This window comes from Halopseudomonas yangmingensis, from assembly GCF_900114825.1.
Classification (GTDB): Bacteria; Pseudomonadota; Gammaproteobacteria; order Pseudomonadales; family Pseudomonadaceae; genus Halopseudomonas; species Halopseudomonas yangmingensis.
This window is the reverse complement of the sequence record NZ_FOUI01000014.1, coordinates 17666-33468: the sequence shown is the minus strand read 5'-3', so window position 1 is coordinate 33468 and position 15803 is coordinate 17666. Positions and strand designations below refer to the sequence as shown.

Genomic DNA, 15803 nt, shown 5'->3' with positions numbered 1-15803 from the left:
GCTTCTCCTTGGGGAAATCAGCTCTTGCGCGCGGCGAACAGCGCCGCAGCCAGTGACAGGGGCACCAGAATCCAGCCAGCAAGAATCGCCAGCAAGCCGCCCACAGAATGGCTCTGGTCCTGGAATACACTCAACAGACCGCTACTGGCGGCACTTTCTTCAAAGCCCAGCAGGTTGACCAGACGGAACACATCGGTCGGGTTGATCAACAGCAGGAAGCGGAACAAGCCACCGTCGATCTTGCCTTCGGTACCTACCAGCATGCCCAGAAGCACCAGATCGTAGACCAGCACAAAGAGGAACCAGGTCAACAATGCCAGGCCGGCTGCCCGTGACTTGATCCGGGTGCTGACACTGATCAGATAGGCCAGCGCCAGAAAGCACCAGCCGAGCAGGATCGCACTGAGGATGAACAGACCGAAGGGGCCGGCCAGATTGGCGAAGGTGGCCTGTTCCGCCAGCAAGACGATCAGAACAGCTGCAATACCGAAGCCCAGTGCGGTGGACAGCGCCAGAATCAGTCCGTGGCCAAGGAACTTGCCTGCCAGCAGACCGCTGCGGGTCAGCGGATAGGTCAGCAGAAGCAGCAGTGTACCCTGCTCATCCTCGCCAACGATGCTGTCATAGGCCAGCAGCAGAGCGATCAGGGGGATCAGGAAAACCGCCAGGCTGGCCAGACTGACAATGGTGGTGGAAATGCGGGTAAAGCCGACCTCACCCGAGGCGGCAGCACCGAACCAGGCGAGTCCCATTGCCAGCAGCGCAAAGGCCAGGGTAATGGCAACTATCCAGCGGTTGCGCAGTCCGTCACGGAACTCCTTGCCGGCTACGATCAGAATGGCTTGCATCAGTGGGCCTCCGCGCTGCGGCCAACAGTGTCGAAATGGGCATACAGGGCATCCAGTGCCGGTGCCTGTACATTGATGTCGCTGATGCTGGGTTGCTGCAGCAGCAGGCGCAGGGCGTCCAGCTTGCTGGCGGGCGGCGATTCCAGCAGCAGTTGCTGGCGATCATGGCTGACCAGTTGCACGGCTATCTCTGCCAGCTGGTGGCCAAGGCGTGCGTCCAGTTCCTCGCCGCGAGCCTCTATGCGTAGCGGCAGACCAGCCTGCTGGCGCAGTTCATCGATAGTGCCGGTCGCCAGCAACTGACCCTGGCAGAGAATCGCCACGCGGTCGATGTAGGGTTCGACACCCGGTAAAACATGGGAGCAGAGAATCACACTGGTGCCCTTGCCACGCAGTTCATCAATCATGCCGTAGACATCCAGTACTGCCATAGGGTCCAGGCCCACGGTAGGCTCGTCAAGCACCAGCAAGCGTGGCTCGCCGAGCAGTGCCTGAGCCAGCCCGAGTCGTTGGCGCATGCCCTTGGAGTAGGTGCGCACACGACGATCGGCGGCATGCGCCAGCCCCACACGCTCGAGTAACTGGTCTGCCTGGCGTCTGTCGATACGCTTGAGACGGGCAAAATAGTGAAGTACTTCACGGCCGTTAAGGTTGTCATAGAAACTGACGTTTTCCGGCAGGTAGCCCAGCCGGGTGCGCAAGGTATGCGCATTGGCGCCACGCGGGTCCTCGCCGAGCACCTTTACACTGCCCGTGCTGGGCGCCAGTACACCAAGCACCATTTTCATCATGGTCGATTTGCCGGCGCCGTTGTGGCCGAGCAAGCCAAGCACTTCGCCGGGTTCAACACTCAGGGTCAGGGGTTTCAGCGCTTCGAGCTTGCCGAAGCTGCGACCGGCCTGATGCAGGCTGACAACTGAACTCATGAAACTTCCTCCAGGGAACGGGTAGGGCGCATCAGCGGGAAGCTGTCCTTGACTCCCGGCGGTCGCAGGACCGGGAAGGCGCGCTGCACCCAGCGCAGTAATTGCACAGCCGGGCTGTTCATCAAAACCCGGGCCATCGGGTAGGTCCACAGCAAGCGGTCGACGGCATCATTGGGTTCGTGGGCGACATCGCCAATGCCGTCGCTGTCCATATCCCAACCAACGTAGTCGGTCCAGAAGTTGCCTTGCCCGTCGTGGGACCACTCGCTGCCGCCGGTTGCCACATACATGACCTGGGAGCGGTTGTTGACCAGATTGTTACGGTAGATGCGGTTGTTGCTGGAGCCGGCAGTCAGGTGCACGCCAATGGCGGTGTTGGCCATCAGGTTGTCGCGGATCACGTTGCTGTTGGCGTTATACAGGAACAGCGCCTTGCCCTCGGCACCGGTAATCCGGACATCAGTGCCGGGTGATGTGCCGTGGTCGATGTTCAGGGCGGTATTGTTCTCGATGGTCGAGTTCTTCAGGTCATTCAGCAGAAAGCCGTAGTTCTGGTCGCCATCGGCATGGTTGCCGTGAACGTGCAGTGTGTGTGAAGCCATCAGCGCAAAGCCGGTACGGTTGCCCCAGGTACGGTTGCCGGCAATCTCGTTGAAGTGTGAAAACATGTAGTGCACGCCGTAACGCTGGTCGTGCAGCTGGTTGCCGATCAGCCGGTTGTTATTGCTGGCATCCATGTAGATACCGTCACGGGTCAGTTCGACGCGATTATTCTTGACGGTGGCCTTGCTGACGTTGAACAGGTGCAGGCCGTTGCCGCGATCCTGGGAACGCAGACTTACGTCACCACTGATATGGTTGCCCTCCAGCCAGCTGTCCTTCGAGGAATCCAGCCAGATGCCAAAGGCGCGGGCATAGATGCGGTTGTTGAGGATGCGTGCATTGTCAGCATTGCGGCCAACGAATATGCCTGCTTCCAGTTCGGCAATCAGCCGGCCGGCATTGCGTAGCGTCAGGCCGTCCACGGTGACATCCGGGGCCTTGACTGTGAGGATGCTGCCGGTGCCCTCGCCGTCAACAACAGCGTCGGGTTCAGCGGTCAGTCGAATGCTGCGCTCGATGACGATCGAACCGATATGTTCGCCAGCCAGCAAGTGCAGATGGTCGCCGTCCTGCGCTTCGGCCAGGCGTGCGGGCAACTCACCCGGAGCAACCTGGATGATGGCGGCTGACAGCAGTGTTGACCAGCCGATCAGGGCGGTCAGCAAGAAAGTCTGTGTGATCTTCATGTTTATGAAGACCGGGGGCATCCCTAACGGATGCCCCCGGTCAGATCTCCCGAGTGAGGATCAGGCTTCAACCAGCATGCGCCCGCCCATCTCCATATGCAGGGCGTGGCAGAACCAGTTGCAGTAGTACCAGAACACGCCGGCCCTGTCTGCGGTGAAGGTGATCGAGGCGGTCTGTTGCGGGCTGACCTCCATGCTCACGCCGTGGTCGACCATGCAGAAGCCGTGGGTCAGGTCCTCGATCTGGTCGAGGTTGGTGACGATCACGGTAACTTCATTGCCCTTCTTCACGGTGAACTCGTTGATGCCGAAGCTCGGCGCCACCGAGGTCATGTATACGCGTACCTTGTTGCCGTCGCGGATGATCTTGCTTTCGGTGTAGACGTCCACGCCGTCGGCCTTGGCCATGGCGATGGTGTCGGCGAAGTAGGGGTCGTTACGCTCCCAGATCTGCTTGGTCTTGATCTGGTCGCGACGGATGACGGTGGCATCATGCGGTTCGGCAAAGGTCGGGGTGTCGTGCACCAGTACCATCTGGTCACCGGAGATATCGATCATCTGATCGTTTTCCGGGTGCAGCGGGCCTACCGGCAGGTAACGGTCCTTGGAGAACTTGTTCAGCGAGAACAGCCACTTGCCATCAGCGTCCTTGGACTCCGAGAGGGTCGCATGGTTGTGGCCCGGCTGATAGTGCACGTCCAGCTTTTGTACGATGTACTCGACGTTCTCGCCGTTGTAGTTGCGTACCGCCTTTTCCATGTCCCACTTGACGATCTGGCTGTCGAGGAACAGTGAGGTGTAGGCAAAGCCGCGACCGTCATAGGTGGTGTGCAGTGGCCCGAGGCCCAGCTCCGGCTCGGCGGCTACCACATCACGCTCATCACTCAGTTTGCCGGCGAACAGGTCGTCGAGCTTGGCGATTTCGATCATGGTAACGGTCGGCGACAGCTTGCCGGCGGCGATGAAGTACTTGCCATCGGTGGAGGTGTTGCAGCCATGCGGGTTCTTTGGAACCGGAATGTAGCGGGTTACCTTGGAGCCCCGGCGACCGTTCACTACCGGCACCTTGGAGTCGCCGATGGTAGTGAAGTCACCGTTCTTGACGGCTTCCTCGATCAGGTGGATGTTGAATACCACCACCCAGTCACGCTCGGCGCGCATCTTGCCGGCCAGGCTGACCTCTCCCTCGGAGTTGTAGCAGGTAGCGGCAGCGTACTTGCCGGTGTAGTCGGCATCGGTGTTGTCGAGGTTGCCATCGACCAGTACCTGCCACTTGACTTCCATGGTGTCGGCGTCAATCGCGCTGTACATGGTGAAGTACTTGCTGGGATCGTTCAGGTCACGGCCGTCATTCGGCTTTGGCACCATGTACTCGCCGTTGGCAAATACATAGCCGGTACGCGGGGCTTTCTGCAGACGCAGGCCGTGAATCGCCTGGACGTTCGGTACAGTAACCATGGCGTCGGTCTTGAATACATCCAGGCGGATACGTGCGACGCGGGTGTTGGCCTTGTCGTTGATAAACAGGTAGCGGCCGTCGTGGCTACCGTCGGTATAGCTGACGTGCGGGTGGTGAGCATCACCGTTGAAGAAGCGGTGGCTGTCGCCCATGATCCGCTTGGATTCGTTGGTGTGGCCCCAGCCGGTGGCCGAGCAGTGGTTGAATACCGGAATGCGCATGATTTCGCGCATCGAGGGTACGCCATAGACGCGTACTTCGCCGGAGTGACCGCCACTCCAGAAACCGTAGTACTCATCCAGCTCACCCAGCGGGACGTGCGGGCTGTTGCCGGATTTTGCCGGGGCGGCGGTAGCCGGGGTGCTTTTCATCAGCATGCCGCCGGTGGCACCGGCTGCGCCCAGCAGGCCAACGGCTGCGGTGCCTCCGAGGAAGCGGCGACGGCTGGGGCTGTCGGGCTTTTGCTCGTCCTTCTTGATTTCGTCAGTCATGGTTGATTTCCTCTCTGCTTTTGATCGCTTGCCAGTGAATCCGGCGGGTTACAGCTGTTTGACCGGGATGTCGCCGACAACCTGATCGCGTGCAGCGGGTGCTGCACGTGATGCCTTTTGCCGCCGCTTGCGGCGTGCCACCAGCGGCGGGCATTTTTCGTCGTTCCAGTAGGTCACCTGGCAATCCAGGCAGTAATGGCATTCATTGGCGTTGATGGTGCCGTCCGGATGAATGGCCTGTACTTCACACTCGTTGGCGCAGATACGGCAGGGCTTGCCGCACTCGTTATGCCGCTTCAGCCAGTCAAACAGACGGATACGCGCCGGAATTGCCAGGCCAGCACCCAGCGGGCAGACATAGCGGCAGTAGAACTTGCGGTTGACGATGGAAATCAACAGCAGAACCACAGCGTAGAAGACAAAGCCCCACTCACGCTGGAATTTCAGCGAAATGGCGGTCTTGAACGGTTCCACCTCGGCATACACTTCGGCGGTGGCCATCGACTGCAGGGAAATCGCGAACAGCCCCAGCAGTACCAGATATTTCAGTGCCCAGAGTCGCTCATGGACGGCCCAGGGCAGTTCGATCTGACGGATTTTCAGTTTGCGTGCCGCCTCGTTGATCAGCTCCTGCATGGCACCGAACGGGCACAGCCAGCCGCAATACACGCCACGCCCCCAAAGCAGCAGGCTGACGGCCACAAAGCCCCAGAGGATGAACATCATCGGGTCCATCAGGAAGGTGGACCACTTGAAGTCGGTGAACAGCGCGTTGACGAAGGTCAGGATGTTCACCACTGACAGTTGCGCCAGCGCGTACCAGCCGATGAACACCACAGTCCAGATCAAAAAGCCGGTGCGCAACGTGTGTAGCAGGTTCGGGCGACGCGCCAGCCAGTCCTGGAACAGCAGGATCAGGGTCAGCACAAACAGGCCGATTGACAGTACAACGATATGCAGCACACGGTCTTCCCAGATAGATACCCACAGCGGCTTGCTGGTATCGCTGGCATCCATGGCTGATTGCGGTGCAGCCGGGTAATCAAAGAGTGCCGCCGGCGGGTCATAATCCATGCCAAAATTGACGAAGGCTGAATCCAGTGCGCCTATCTGGCGACGTACCAGCAGCTCCAGTTCCCAGTGGCGGCCAGGGTCGAAGCCGTGCTCGTCACGCACCACGAAAATATCCAGTTCGCTGAACGATGGCGTACCTTCGGCAACAATGTAGGGAGCGCGAATCAGGTCGGTGTCGCGAAACTGGATGGAACGGTCGCCTTGGTGCAGCTGGATGCGGTCGAAGATGCCGCCCCGCACAAAGCCGGACCCCTTGAATGAATAGCGTCCGTTGGCCATCAGCAGGATCGCGTGTTCGCCTTCCTGCAGGCGCCCCATGACCTGTTCGAAATGGTAGTCGCCGAGCAGGTTGCGGCCGATGGTCGGAGCATTCAGGTAGGCCGCATAGAGGTCGATAAAGGTGTCGCTCTTCTGCTCGGGCCGGGATACGTCAACCTTCTCGGCGGGTGTGCCGATAAAGGCCTCGTCAATTTCGCCGCGGGTCAGGTGTAGCAGCGAAATTCCGCCGCTGGCACGCAGCTGGTCCCAGCTGGCCGCCTCGAACTGGTCGCTGCGCACCAGTGCCAGCGGTGCCGCGCCGGCATCACTGACCAGGCCATGCCCCAGCGCTACTTCACGGGCACTGCGCATGATGCCTTCACCCATCACCACCACGGTCACTGTGGCACCGGACAGCGCATCGACATACTCGAAGCCTTCACGCTGGCGGCTGGACAGTCCGACACGCACGTTGTCGTGGATGCTGCGGCCAATGTACTGGTCAACGAACTCGGTCAGCTTGTGTTCGGGAATCCCCACCAGCATGATCGGCTCGCTGTGCTCCAGCACCTGCACACCGGTGACCAGACCCTGCATGTCCATACCGACACGCATGTTGACCGGCTTGCCGGAATAGGCCGGAATTGGCGCTACATCATTGGTCTCGAAGATCAGGCCGACTTGCTGGTCGCCCTGGAATACCGGCTGTGCCGGCGGTGTCCCGGTTACTTCCTCAAGGCGGTCGGCATCGGCAAAGAAATGGCTGAGTTCGAAGGCAGTGGCCTGCCCGCTGACAAGCAGGCTGGTGCAGATCAGTAACAGGGTTGGCAACAGCAATGATGGACGCATGTCGGCTCTCTTCAGGCTGCAGGTTCTGTGGCGGTAAGCCACCGGAAAAGCGACCGGGCGGAAAAGGCCGCCAGTCTCACGGAGGTGCTTTGCGTCGCGGCGCAAAACACGGATTGGTCGCTGTCAGGCGACCATTGCCGGAGAGCCTGCGTGGGGCAGGTATCCAGGCTGCTGCAGATCATTTGATGAATCCCTTCTGCTATAGTGCCGCAAGGTCTGGGGCAGACTTTGCAGCACTTGATTATTGGCAATCAGGTTATCAGTACCAAACCTGCGGTTATTTGACTGGGGTCAAACATGATCCCGAAAGCGACCATAGGTCGCAGGAGAAAAGAGATGAGTCAGGACAGTGTTGCCGAGCGCTTCAATCGCCCCGGTATTGCGCATGCCCGTTTTCTGTATCGCGAGTTCGCTTTTCAGCTGGATGGCATTCCCGAGCTGATCCGTTTGCGTCTGTATCGTCGTCTGGGAGAGAACTGGTTCGAGGTGGAGCAGAGCCACTATTTGCAGACCCCGGGAATGGCTTTGCCGGCTATGCCGGACAGTGCTGGCTATGATAACGAGCAGGCGGCACTGGATGAGGTGTTGGGGCAGTTTTCCGAGACCTGGCAGGCCGCCACCAAGGCCGGTCATGATCCCGATGCCGACTGGCTGTTGCCCAATCGTGATTTCCACTGATCGGGGTTGCGCACTTATCCGGGCTTTCCGCTAAGTGCGCGTTTGCCGGGGGCTCGTCCTGAGCCGCCGGCAATGCTGGCTGCCAGTCTTACGCGCTTTGCTTGATGGCTTGCTGTAGCAGCGAGAAGGCCCATTCGTCCATGCGGGTAATCTGCTCCAGGCTCACCTCGTGACCCAGTTCGTATTCCACCAGCTCAACCGGATGGCCCAGTTCAGTCAGGCGGTCACGGGCATGCCGAGCCAGTTCGATGGGCGTGTTTTCGTCGTTGCTGCCATGCAGTAGCAGAATCGGTAGTGTGGCATTGGCCGGGTGGCGTTCGGCCTGCAAGGTATCTTCCAGCAGTAATTCTCCGGCAAACATCACGGCGCCGGCCAGCGGCTGTGAATAGCGCAACGCACTGAACAGTGCCAGGCTGGCTCCCTGGGAAAAACCGCCGAGCAGAATACAGGTCGAGGGAATGCCGCGAGCGCACTCGTCATCCAGCAGGGTATGGATGCGCGCGGCATTCTCGCGAATACCTTCGACATCTTCGCCGGCTTCAGCCGGATCGCCTTTGATATCGAACCAGGCGCGCATCGGCATTCCGCCCCTGACGGTCACCCGGCGCAGCCCGGCGTTAGGTGCCAGATGGTGCAGCCCCAGTTCGCGACTTTGGTGCATGTGTGTGATGAACGAGTCCATGTCTGTCCCCGTAGCGCCCAGGCCATGCAGCCAAAAGGTGCTGGCGTAAAGCTCCGGGCGGGTATAGACCTCGATGCAGTCCTGTTGTTGTGCAGTTCTCATGCGTTCTCCTCATGTCGCAATGCGCGGATGGTAGCACGTCGTTGTTCGGCTCTGCGGGTATGCGGCGCCTTGCCGCTGTTCTCCATGCTCCGCAGAGTATTGCTGGCGCGACAAGGCGTCACATGTACAGACAAAGTTGATTTGCATCAAGCGCCCAAGGGCTTGGGCTGATTATCCTCACAGCCATATCAATGCCTCAAGGAGTCAGGTATGGACCTCCCCAAGCCCCGGTGGCTGTTGTCTCTATGTCTCATTGCTGTGGTACCTGCAAGTCATGCGCTGGACGAAGCGCGCCAGCAGACGCTCAAGCACCTGCTGGTCCAGGACTGTGGTTCCTGCCATGGGCTGTGGATGAAAGGCGGGCTGGGCCCGGCACTGACCCCCGAGGCACTGGCCGGCAAGAGTCGCGAGTATCTGGTGGGTACAGTCATTCACGGCCGGCCCGGCACCGCCATGCCGCCGTGGAAGGCGTTGCTCAGTGAAGAGGAAGCCGGCTGGATGATCGATCGACTGCTGCAAGGAGTGGAACCATGAAAGCCCTGATAAGTCTGGCATTGGCCAGTGTGTTGCTGAGCGGCTGTGCCCTGCAGTCAGGCCCTGTGGAAAGACCGCTGCGTGCTACCGGTGATTTGGGTCTGGTGATTGAACGGGCTACCGGCAGTGTGCAGATCGTTGAGCACAGCAACAACAGCAGCCTGGCGCGGATCGAGGGGTTGGGCGATCTGTCGCATGCCACGGCCGTGTTCTCGCGGGACCAGCGCTATGCCTACGTGTTTGGTCGCGATGGTGGCCTGACGCAGATCGACATGCTGCAGGACCGCATCGTCAACCGGGTGATCCAGGGTGGCAACAGTATCGGCGGTGCGATCAGCCAGGATGGCCGGCTGATTGCCGTGGGCAACTACGAGCCGGGCGGTGTGCGCGTGTTCGATGCGCAGACGCTGGACATGCTGGCGGACATTCCGGCCACGCCGATGCCGGACGGCAGCCGCAATGCGCGGGTGGTTGGCGTGGTGGATGCCCCTGGACAGCAGTTCCTGTTCAGCCTGTTCGACACCGGTGAGATCTGGCAGGCCGATTTCAGCCAGCCGACGGCACCGCAGCTGACCCGCTTTGAAAATATCGGTCGCCAGCCCTATGACGCGCTGCTGACCCCGGATGGTCGCTACTACATCGCCGGACTGTTCGGCGAAGACGGTCTGGCCAAGCTGGATCTGTGGAACCCGCAGCAGGGCGTCACCCGGGTGCTGGATGGCTATGGTCGCGGCCAGGAAGCACTGCCGGTATACAAGATGCCGCATCTGGAAGGCTGGGCACAGGCCGGCCAGCTGATGTTCCTGCCGGCGATCGGTCAGCACCGGGTGCTGGTGATGAATGCCGAGAACTGGGAGCAGCAGGCCGCCATCAAGGTTGCCGGGCAACCGGTGTTCGTCATGGCGCGTCCGGATGCGCGGCAGGTCTGGGTCAACTTTGCCTTCCCGGACAATCAGCTGATCCAGGTGATCGATACCCAGAGTCTGCAAGTAATCAAGACCATCGAGCCGGGCCCTGGCGTGTTGCATATGGAATTTACCCCGCGTGGCGAGCAGGTCTGGCTGTCGGTGCGTGACCGCAATGAATTGCAGGTATGGGACACAGAGACACTGGAGCTGGTGAAGACCCTGCCGGCGCAAACGCCGAGCGGCATCTTCTTCAGCAGCCGCGCACACCGTATCGGTCTCTAGGAGCCGCCCATGGACGATCTGACCCTGGCAATCATCGACGGCTTCCAGCACGGCCTGCCAATTTGCGCCAATCCCTGGCAGGCGATTGCCGAGCAACTGGGCTGTAGCGAACAGCAGGTGCTGCAGTGCCTGCAACAACTGGAGCAGCAGGGCGCGCTGTCGCGGGTCGGGCCGGTGTTCGAACACAGCCGTGCCGGCGCCAGCACGTTGGCCGCGCTGGCGGTACCCCCGGGACGCATCGAGGAGGTGGCAGCGCGCATCAACGCGTTGCCGGAGGTCAATCACAATTACCAGCGCGAGCACCAGTGGAACCTCTGGTTCGTGCTGACTGCCCCGGATCAGGCACACCTGCAGCGGGTGCTGGAAAACATCCGCCGGGACATCGACCTGCCGTTGCTGGATCTGCCGATGCTCACCGGCTATCGCATCGACCTGGGCTTTCCGCTGGGGCAGCGCTCGCGGGTGCCGGTATGAACGCCATGCAACAGAAGGCCCTGCGCGCCCTGCTGGAGCGCGGCTTGCCATTGGTCGAGCAGCCCTGGCAGCAGCTGGCCGGGCAGATCGGCTGCAGCGAGCAGCAGGTGCTGGAACAGGCGCAGCGCTGGCAGGATGAAGGGTTGTTTCGGCGTTTCGGGCTGGTACTCAAGCACCGGGCGCTGGGCATCGACGCCAACGTGATGCTGGTAATGGATATCGATGATGCCGAGGTCGACGCGCTGGGCCAACGCCTTGGGCGCGCCGCCGGCGTCAACCTGTGCTACCGCCGTCCACGGCGTCCGCCGCACTGGAATTTCAATTTGTTCTGCATGATTCACGGGCGTAACCGTGCTGCTGTCGAGGCCCGCGTTGCCGAGCTGCTGGAAGAGCATGGCCTGTCACGACGTCCCCACCAACTGCTGTTCAGTACCCGCGCCTTCAAACAGCGTGGTGCCCGCTACAGCCTGTCGGAGCCACAGCATGGATGAGTTTGATCGGCGTTTATTGAATCGCCTGCAACAGGGCCTGCCGCTGGTGCCGCAGCCCTGGCAGCAGCTGGCTGCCGAGTTGCAGTGCAGCAGCCAGCAGTTGCGCCAGCGGGTGCAGCAACTGCTGGACGACGGCACCCTGACCCGTTTCGGGCCGATGTTCGACATCGAACAGCTCGGCGGCGCCTTCACCCTGGCCGCGCTGGCAGTGCCCGAGGAACGCTTTGATGCGGTGGCCGCGCAGCTCGACGGTATGCCGGAAGTGGCCCACAACTACCGCCGCGAGCACGCCTGGAACATGTGGTTCGTGCTGGCTTGCGACAGCCCCGAGGGCATTGACCGGACTGTTGCGGCGATTGAAGCCGCCACGGGCCTGCCGGTACTCAACCTGCCCAAGGAGAAGACATTTCATGTCGGCCTGCATTTCGCCCTCTGACCTGCGCCTGGCGCGCCAGCTGGTCGAGCTTACCGAAGCCGGCCTGCCGCTGGTCGACGACCCCTGGCAGTGGATCGCCGAACACCTTGGTCTGGATCTGCAACAGACCCTGTCGTTGCTGCAGCGCTTGCAGGATAGCGGGGCAATCCGTCGGATTGCCGCAGTACCCAACCACTATCGGCTCGGTTACCGGCACAACGGCATGACCGTCTGGGATATTGCCGACGAACAGGTCGATGAGCTTGGTGCCCAGGTCGGCGCCTTGCCCTTTGTCAGTCACTGTTACCGGCGTCCGCGTCGCGATGGCTGGCACTACAACCTGTTTGCCATGGTGCACGGCACCGATGCCGCCGCCATCGAGGACTATCGCGCGCAGATCCGCCAATTGCTCGGCAGCGCCAGCCGCGCCGACAGCATGCTGGTGAGCAGCCGCATCCTGAAAAAAACCGGGCTGCGCATTGCCCGCCGCCGCGAGGAAACCACGCCATGATGAGAATCAGTCACTACCTGCGCGCATTGGCCGGGGTCAGCCCGCCACCGCGCGTCGCCAAACCCGGCAGCACCCGCCCGCCAGTGGTGATCTGGAATCTGCTGCGCCGCTGCAACCTGACCTGCCGGCACTGCTACGCCACGTCCGCCGACAGCGAGTTCCGTGACGAGCTGGATACTGCCGAGGCGCACCGGGTGATCGACGACCTGCACGAAGCCGGTGTGCGGGTGCTGATTCTCAGCGGCGGTGAGCCGCTGCTGCGTCCGGACATCTTCGAGTTGGCCGACCACGCGCGCGACAAGGGCTTCTATGTGGCGCTGTCGAGCAACGGCACGCTGATCGATGAAAGCAATATCGAGCGCATTGCTGCTGCCGACTTTGACTATGTCGGCATCAGCATCGACGGGCTGGAAGCGGTGCACGACGACTGGCGCCAGCTCAAGGGCAGCTTCGCCGCCTCGATGCGTGCCATCGACCTGTGCCGCAGCCGCGATATCCGGGTCGGCCTGCGCACCACCCTGACCCAGAACAACTATCCGCAGCTGGATGCGCTGCTGGAGCTGATGCGCGAACACGATGTGCAGAAGTTCTACCTGTCGCACCTCAATTACAGTGGCCGCGGTCGCCGTAGCCGTAGCATGGATGCGCACCGGCAGATGACCCGTGATGCCATGTGGCGGATTTTCGACCGCGCCTGGGAAGACGTACAGGCCCATCGCGATACCGATTTCGTCAGTGGCAACAACGATGCCGATGCGGTGCTGTTGCTGCAGTGGGCAGCGCAGAACCTGCCGCACAAGGTCGAGGAACTGGAAGGACTGCTGCGCGCCTGGGGCGGCAATGCCTCGGGAGCCGGGGTGGCGAATATCGACAATATTGGCGACGTGCACCCGGATACCTACTGGTGGCAACACAGCGTCGGCAACGTACGTCGGCAGAGCTTCCGCGAGATCTGGCTGGAGCGTCCCGAACCCTTGCTGCAGCAACTGCGCCAGCATCCGCGGGCGGTCACCGGTCGCTGCGGCGACTGCCGCTGGCTGTCGATCTGCAACGGCAACACCCGGACCCGAGCCTGGGCCGATGGTGACCTGTGGGCAGAAGATCCTGGTTGCTACCTGAGCGATGAAGAGATCGGCCTTGAGCCGGCGCAACGAATTCCCAGCGTGGCCCTCTAGGCCACCTGCCCGTGATGCTTTGATCAGTCAAGGAGCCAGTATGGCCCAGACAATACCCTTTCCGGCGTTGGCCGGAACCCCACTGGCGGCCGGCGAAGTAGCGCTGGTCGGCGCTGGCCCCGGCGATGCCGGACTGCTGACCCTGCGCGGCTGGAGCCTGCTGCAACAGGCCGATGTGCTGGTCTACGACCGGCTGGTCAGCCCGGAAATCATGGCTCTGCTGCCCGACAGCCTGCCGCGCCACTTTGCCGGCAAGGCCAGCGGTCATCACAGCATGCCGCAGGAGCAGATCAACGATCTGTTGCTGCAACTGGCCCGTGAAGGCCTCCGCGTGGTGCGGCTTAAGGGCGGAGACCCCTTTGTGTTCGGGCGTGGCGGCGAGGAAATCGAATACCTGCTGCAACATGGCATCAGCTGTCAGGTGGTGCCGGGCATCACCGCTGCCGCCGGTTGTACCGCCTACGCCGGCATCCCGCTGACGCACCGCGACTGTGCGCAGTCCTGCCAGTTTATAACTGGTCATTTGCAGGATGACGGCGCCCTGAGCCTGCCATGGCAGAGTCTGGCGGTATCCACCAATACCCTGGTGTTCTACATGGGGCTGGCCAGTCTGGATGAGATCAGCCGTCAGCTGAGCGCCCACGGCATGTCGCCAGAGATGCCGGCAGCGCTGATTGCCAACGGCGCGCGGGTCGACCAGAAGGTACTGCGTGGCACCCTGGCCACGCTGCCACGGCTGGCGGCCGAGGCCGGGCTGGTGCCACCGACACTGACCGTGATCGGCAAGGTGGTCGCGCTGTTTGATGACAAAGCCGTAAGTTTTCCCGCACGCCTGCTGGCGCAAACCCAGCCCGTGGAGGCATGCCCATGCGAGTGATACGTTCCCTGCTGCTGGGTGTCAGTCTGCTGCCGGTGCTGCCGCTGGCTGCCAGTGAGGCCTTGTATGTCCAGCATTGCCAGTCCTGTCATGGCGAGCAGCGCCTGGGCGGTGCCGGCCCGGCGCTGTTGCCGGTAAGTCTAGGCCGCCTGAAGCCGGATGATGCCCGCGAGGTGATCCGGCATGGCCGGGTTGCCAGCCAGATGCCAGCCTATGAGGCGCTGCTGGACAGCAGTCAGATCGATAGCCTGGTTGACTACCTGTACCAGCCGCCGTCAGTGCCGCCGGTATGGACCGATCAGGACATCCTGGCGAGCCATAGGCAACTGGTCGATCTGGCCAGCCTGCCAGATACCCCGCAGCACGGTGCCGATCCGCTCAACCTGTTTGTGGTGGTGGAAGCCGGCAATCACCATGTAGTGATTCTGGATGGCGACCGTTTCGAGCCGCTGGCACGTTTCCAGTCGCACTTCGCCCTGCATGGCGGCCCCAAGTTCTCGCCGGATGGGCGTTTCGTCTACTTTGCCTCGCGTGACGGCTGGGTTACCAAGTACGACCTGCACAACCTGACCATGGTCGCCGAGGTGCGGGCTGGGCTGAACACCCGCAACATGGCGGTCAGTGATGACGGGCGCTGGATAATGGTTGGCAACTACCTGCCGGGTAATCTGGTGTTGATGGATGCCACTAACCTGTCACTGATCAAACAGATTTCTGCCGACGGACTGGATGGCCGCAACTCACGGGTCAGCGCCGTGTATACCGCGCCGCCACGCCACAGCTTTGTGGTGGCACTGAAGGACGTGCAGGAAGTTTGGGAGTTCCCCTATGCCGGGGAGCCGGATTTCGTGCCGCGCCGGATGCCCGCTGCCGACTACCTCGACGACTTCTCCTTTACCCCCGATTATCGCTTCCTGCTGGCCTCCTCGCGCAAGGCCCATGGTGGTCAGGTGATCGATCTGGATAGCGGCGAGGCAGTGACCGATGTGCCCTTGCCGGGCATGCCGCACCTGAGCTCTGGTATCTACTGGCAGCGTGACGGGCGCTGGGTGTTTGCCACACCGAATATCCGACAGGGGCTGATCAGCGTGCTGGATCTGGAAAGCTGGCAATTGATTACCGAGATTCCTACCGAGGGTCCGGGCTTCTTTATGCGCAGCCATGCCGATTCCAAGTATGCCTGGACCGACGTGTTTTTCGGCCCCAACAGCGAGGCGGTGCATCTGATCGACAAGCAGACGCTGACGCTGGCGCATACCCTGCGACCGATGCCTGGCAAGAATGCCGCGCACGTTGAGTTCAGCCGTGACGGCAGCCATGTGCTGCTGAGTGTCTGGGATACCGACGGGGCGCTGCTGGTGTACGACGCGCGCACCCTGGAAGAGGTCAAGCGTATTCCGATGAACAAGCCGTCCGGCAAGTACAACGTCTACAACAAGATCAACTACGCGGAGGGGACCTCGCACTGAGCGAGGCCCCC

Annotated in this window: 16 protein-coding genes; 10 read left to right on the top strand and 6 right to left on the bottom strand. The window is 61.5% G+C overall.

Annotated elements, in window-relative coordinates; genetic code table 11:
• Positions 1–17: 17 nt before the first annotated feature.
• The 5 genes from BMZ23_RS11985 to nosR are packed head-to-tail and all read right to left on the bottom strand — an operon-like array spanning position 18 to position 7194.
• Positions 18–848 (bottom strand): ABC transporter permease, encoded by an 831-nt coding sequence (locus BMZ23_RS11985; protein WP_093477647.1) that lies wholly within the window; start codon positions 846–848, stop codon positions 18–20.
• Complete coding sequence (locus tag BMZ23_RS11980; RefSeq protein ID WP_093477644.1) at positions 848–1774, bottom strand: ABC transporter ATP-binding protein; 927 nt, start codon at positions 1772–1774, stop codon at positions 848–850. The genes BMZ23_RS11985 and BMZ23_RS11980 overlap by 1 nt, the downstream gene beginning before the upstream one ends.
• A complete protein-coding gene (locus BMZ23_RS11975; RefSeq protein ID WP_218143601.1) occupies positions 1771–3063 on the bottom strand; it encodes a nitrous oxide reductase family maturation protein NosD in 1293 nt (430 codons plus the stop codon). Before BMZ23_RS11975 ends, BMZ23_RS11980 begins: the two co-directional genes overlap by 4 nt.
• A gap of 60 nt (positions 3064–3123) precedes the next feature.
• Positions 3124–5013: a TAT-dependent nitrous-oxide reductase gene (gene nosZ / locus BMZ23_RS11970; protein ID WP_093477632.1), complete on the bottom strand. Its 1890-nt coding sequence runs from the start codon at positions 5011–5013 to the stop codon at positions 3124–3126.
• Between the two features lie 48 nt (positions 5014–5061).
• Positions 5062–7194 (bottom strand): transcriptional regulator NosR, encoded by a 2133-nt coding sequence (gene nosR / locus BMZ23_RS11965; protein WP_093477629.1) that lies wholly within the window; start codon positions 7192–7194, stop codon positions 5062–5064.
• A gap of 336 nt (positions 7195–7530) precedes the next feature.
• On the opposite strand from nosR, the gene BMZ23_RS11960 reads away from it, so the two are divergent.
• Positions 7531–7872 (top strand): hypothetical protein, encoded by a 342-nt coding sequence (locus BMZ23_RS11960; protein WP_093477626.1) that lies wholly within the window; start codon positions 7531–7533, stop codon positions 7870–7872.
• Between the two features lie 88 nt (positions 7873–7960).
• Here the strand turns inward: BMZ23_RS11960 and BMZ23_RS11955 are convergent, their stop codons facing one another.
• Positions 7961–8656 (bottom strand): alpha/beta hydrolase, encoded by a 696-nt coding sequence (locus BMZ23_RS11955; RefSeq protein ID WP_093477623.1) that lies wholly within the window; start codon positions 8654–8656, stop codon positions 7961–7963.
• A gap of 210 nt (positions 8657–8866) precedes the next feature.
• Here BMZ23_RS11955 and BMZ23_RS11950 point away from each other — a divergent pair, with 210 nt between their 5' ends.
• The 9 genes from BMZ23_RS11950 to BMZ23_RS11910 are packed head-to-tail and all read left to right on the top strand — an operon-like array spanning position 8867 to position 15792.
• Complete coding sequence (locus BMZ23_RS11950; RefSeq protein ID WP_093477612.1) at positions 8867–9190, top strand: c-type cytochrome; 324 nt, start codon at positions 8867–8869, stop codon at positions 9188–9190.
• Entirely contained in the window at positions 9187–10380 is a 1194-nt protein-coding gene (locus tag BMZ23_RS11945) for a cytochrome D1 domain-containing protein (RefSeq protein WP_093477599.1), read from the top strand. Before BMZ23_RS11950 ends, BMZ23_RS11945 begins: the two co-directional genes overlap by 4 nt.
• Positions 10381–10389: 9 nt before the next feature.
• Positions 10390–10854 carry an Lrp/AsnC family transcriptional regulator gene (locus BMZ23_RS11940; RefSeq protein ID WP_093477598.1) on the top strand — a complete coding sequence of 155 codons (465 nt, stop codon included), beginning with the start codon at positions 10390–10392 and terminating at the stop codon, positions 10852–10854.
• Positions 10851–11345 carry a siroheme decarboxylase subunit beta gene (gene ahbB, locus BMZ23_RS11935; RefSeq protein WP_093477597.1) on the top strand — a complete coding sequence of 165 codons (495 nt, stop codon included), beginning with the start codon at positions 10851–10853 and terminating at the stop codon, positions 11343–11345. The genes BMZ23_RS11940 and ahbB (BMZ23_RS11935) overlap by 4 nt, the downstream gene beginning before the upstream one ends.
• Positions 11338–11781 carry an Lrp/AsnC family transcriptional regulator gene (locus BMZ23_RS11930; RefSeq protein ID WP_093477596.1) on the top strand — a complete coding sequence of 148 codons (444 nt, stop codon included), beginning with the start codon at positions 11338–11340 and terminating at the stop codon, positions 11779–11781. Before ahbB (BMZ23_RS11935) ends, BMZ23_RS11930 begins: the two co-directional genes overlap by 8 nt.
• Positions 11756–12271 (top strand): siroheme decarboxylase subunit beta, encoded by a 516-nt coding sequence (ahbB, locus tag BMZ23_RS11925; RefSeq protein ID WP_093477595.1) that lies wholly within the window; start codon positions 11756–11758, stop codon positions 12269–12271. Before BMZ23_RS11930 ends, ahbB (BMZ23_RS11925) begins: the two co-directional genes overlap by 26 nt.
• On the top strand, positions 12268–13446 hold the full coding sequence (gene nirJ, locus BMZ23_RS11920) for a heme d1 biosynthesis radical SAM protein NirJ (protein WP_093477586.1): 1179 nt from the start codon (positions 12268–12270) through the stop codon (positions 13444–13446). Before ahbB (BMZ23_RS11925) ends, nirJ begins: the two co-directional genes overlap by 4 nt.
• Positions 13447–13486: 40 nt before the next feature.
• Positions 13487–14323, top strand: coding sequence for a uroporphyrinogen-III C-methyltransferase (gene cobA, locus BMZ23_RS11915; RefSeq protein ID WP_093477584.1), 837 nt, complete (start codon positions 13487–13489; stop codon positions 14321–14323).
• On the top strand, positions 14314–15792 hold the full coding sequence (locus BMZ23_RS11910; protein WP_093477575.1) for a nitrite reductase: 1479 nt from the start codon (positions 14314–14316) through the stop codon (positions 15790–15792). The genes cobA and BMZ23_RS11910 overlap by 10 nt, the downstream gene beginning before the upstream one ends.
• Positions 15793–15803 lie beyond the last annotated feature (11 nt).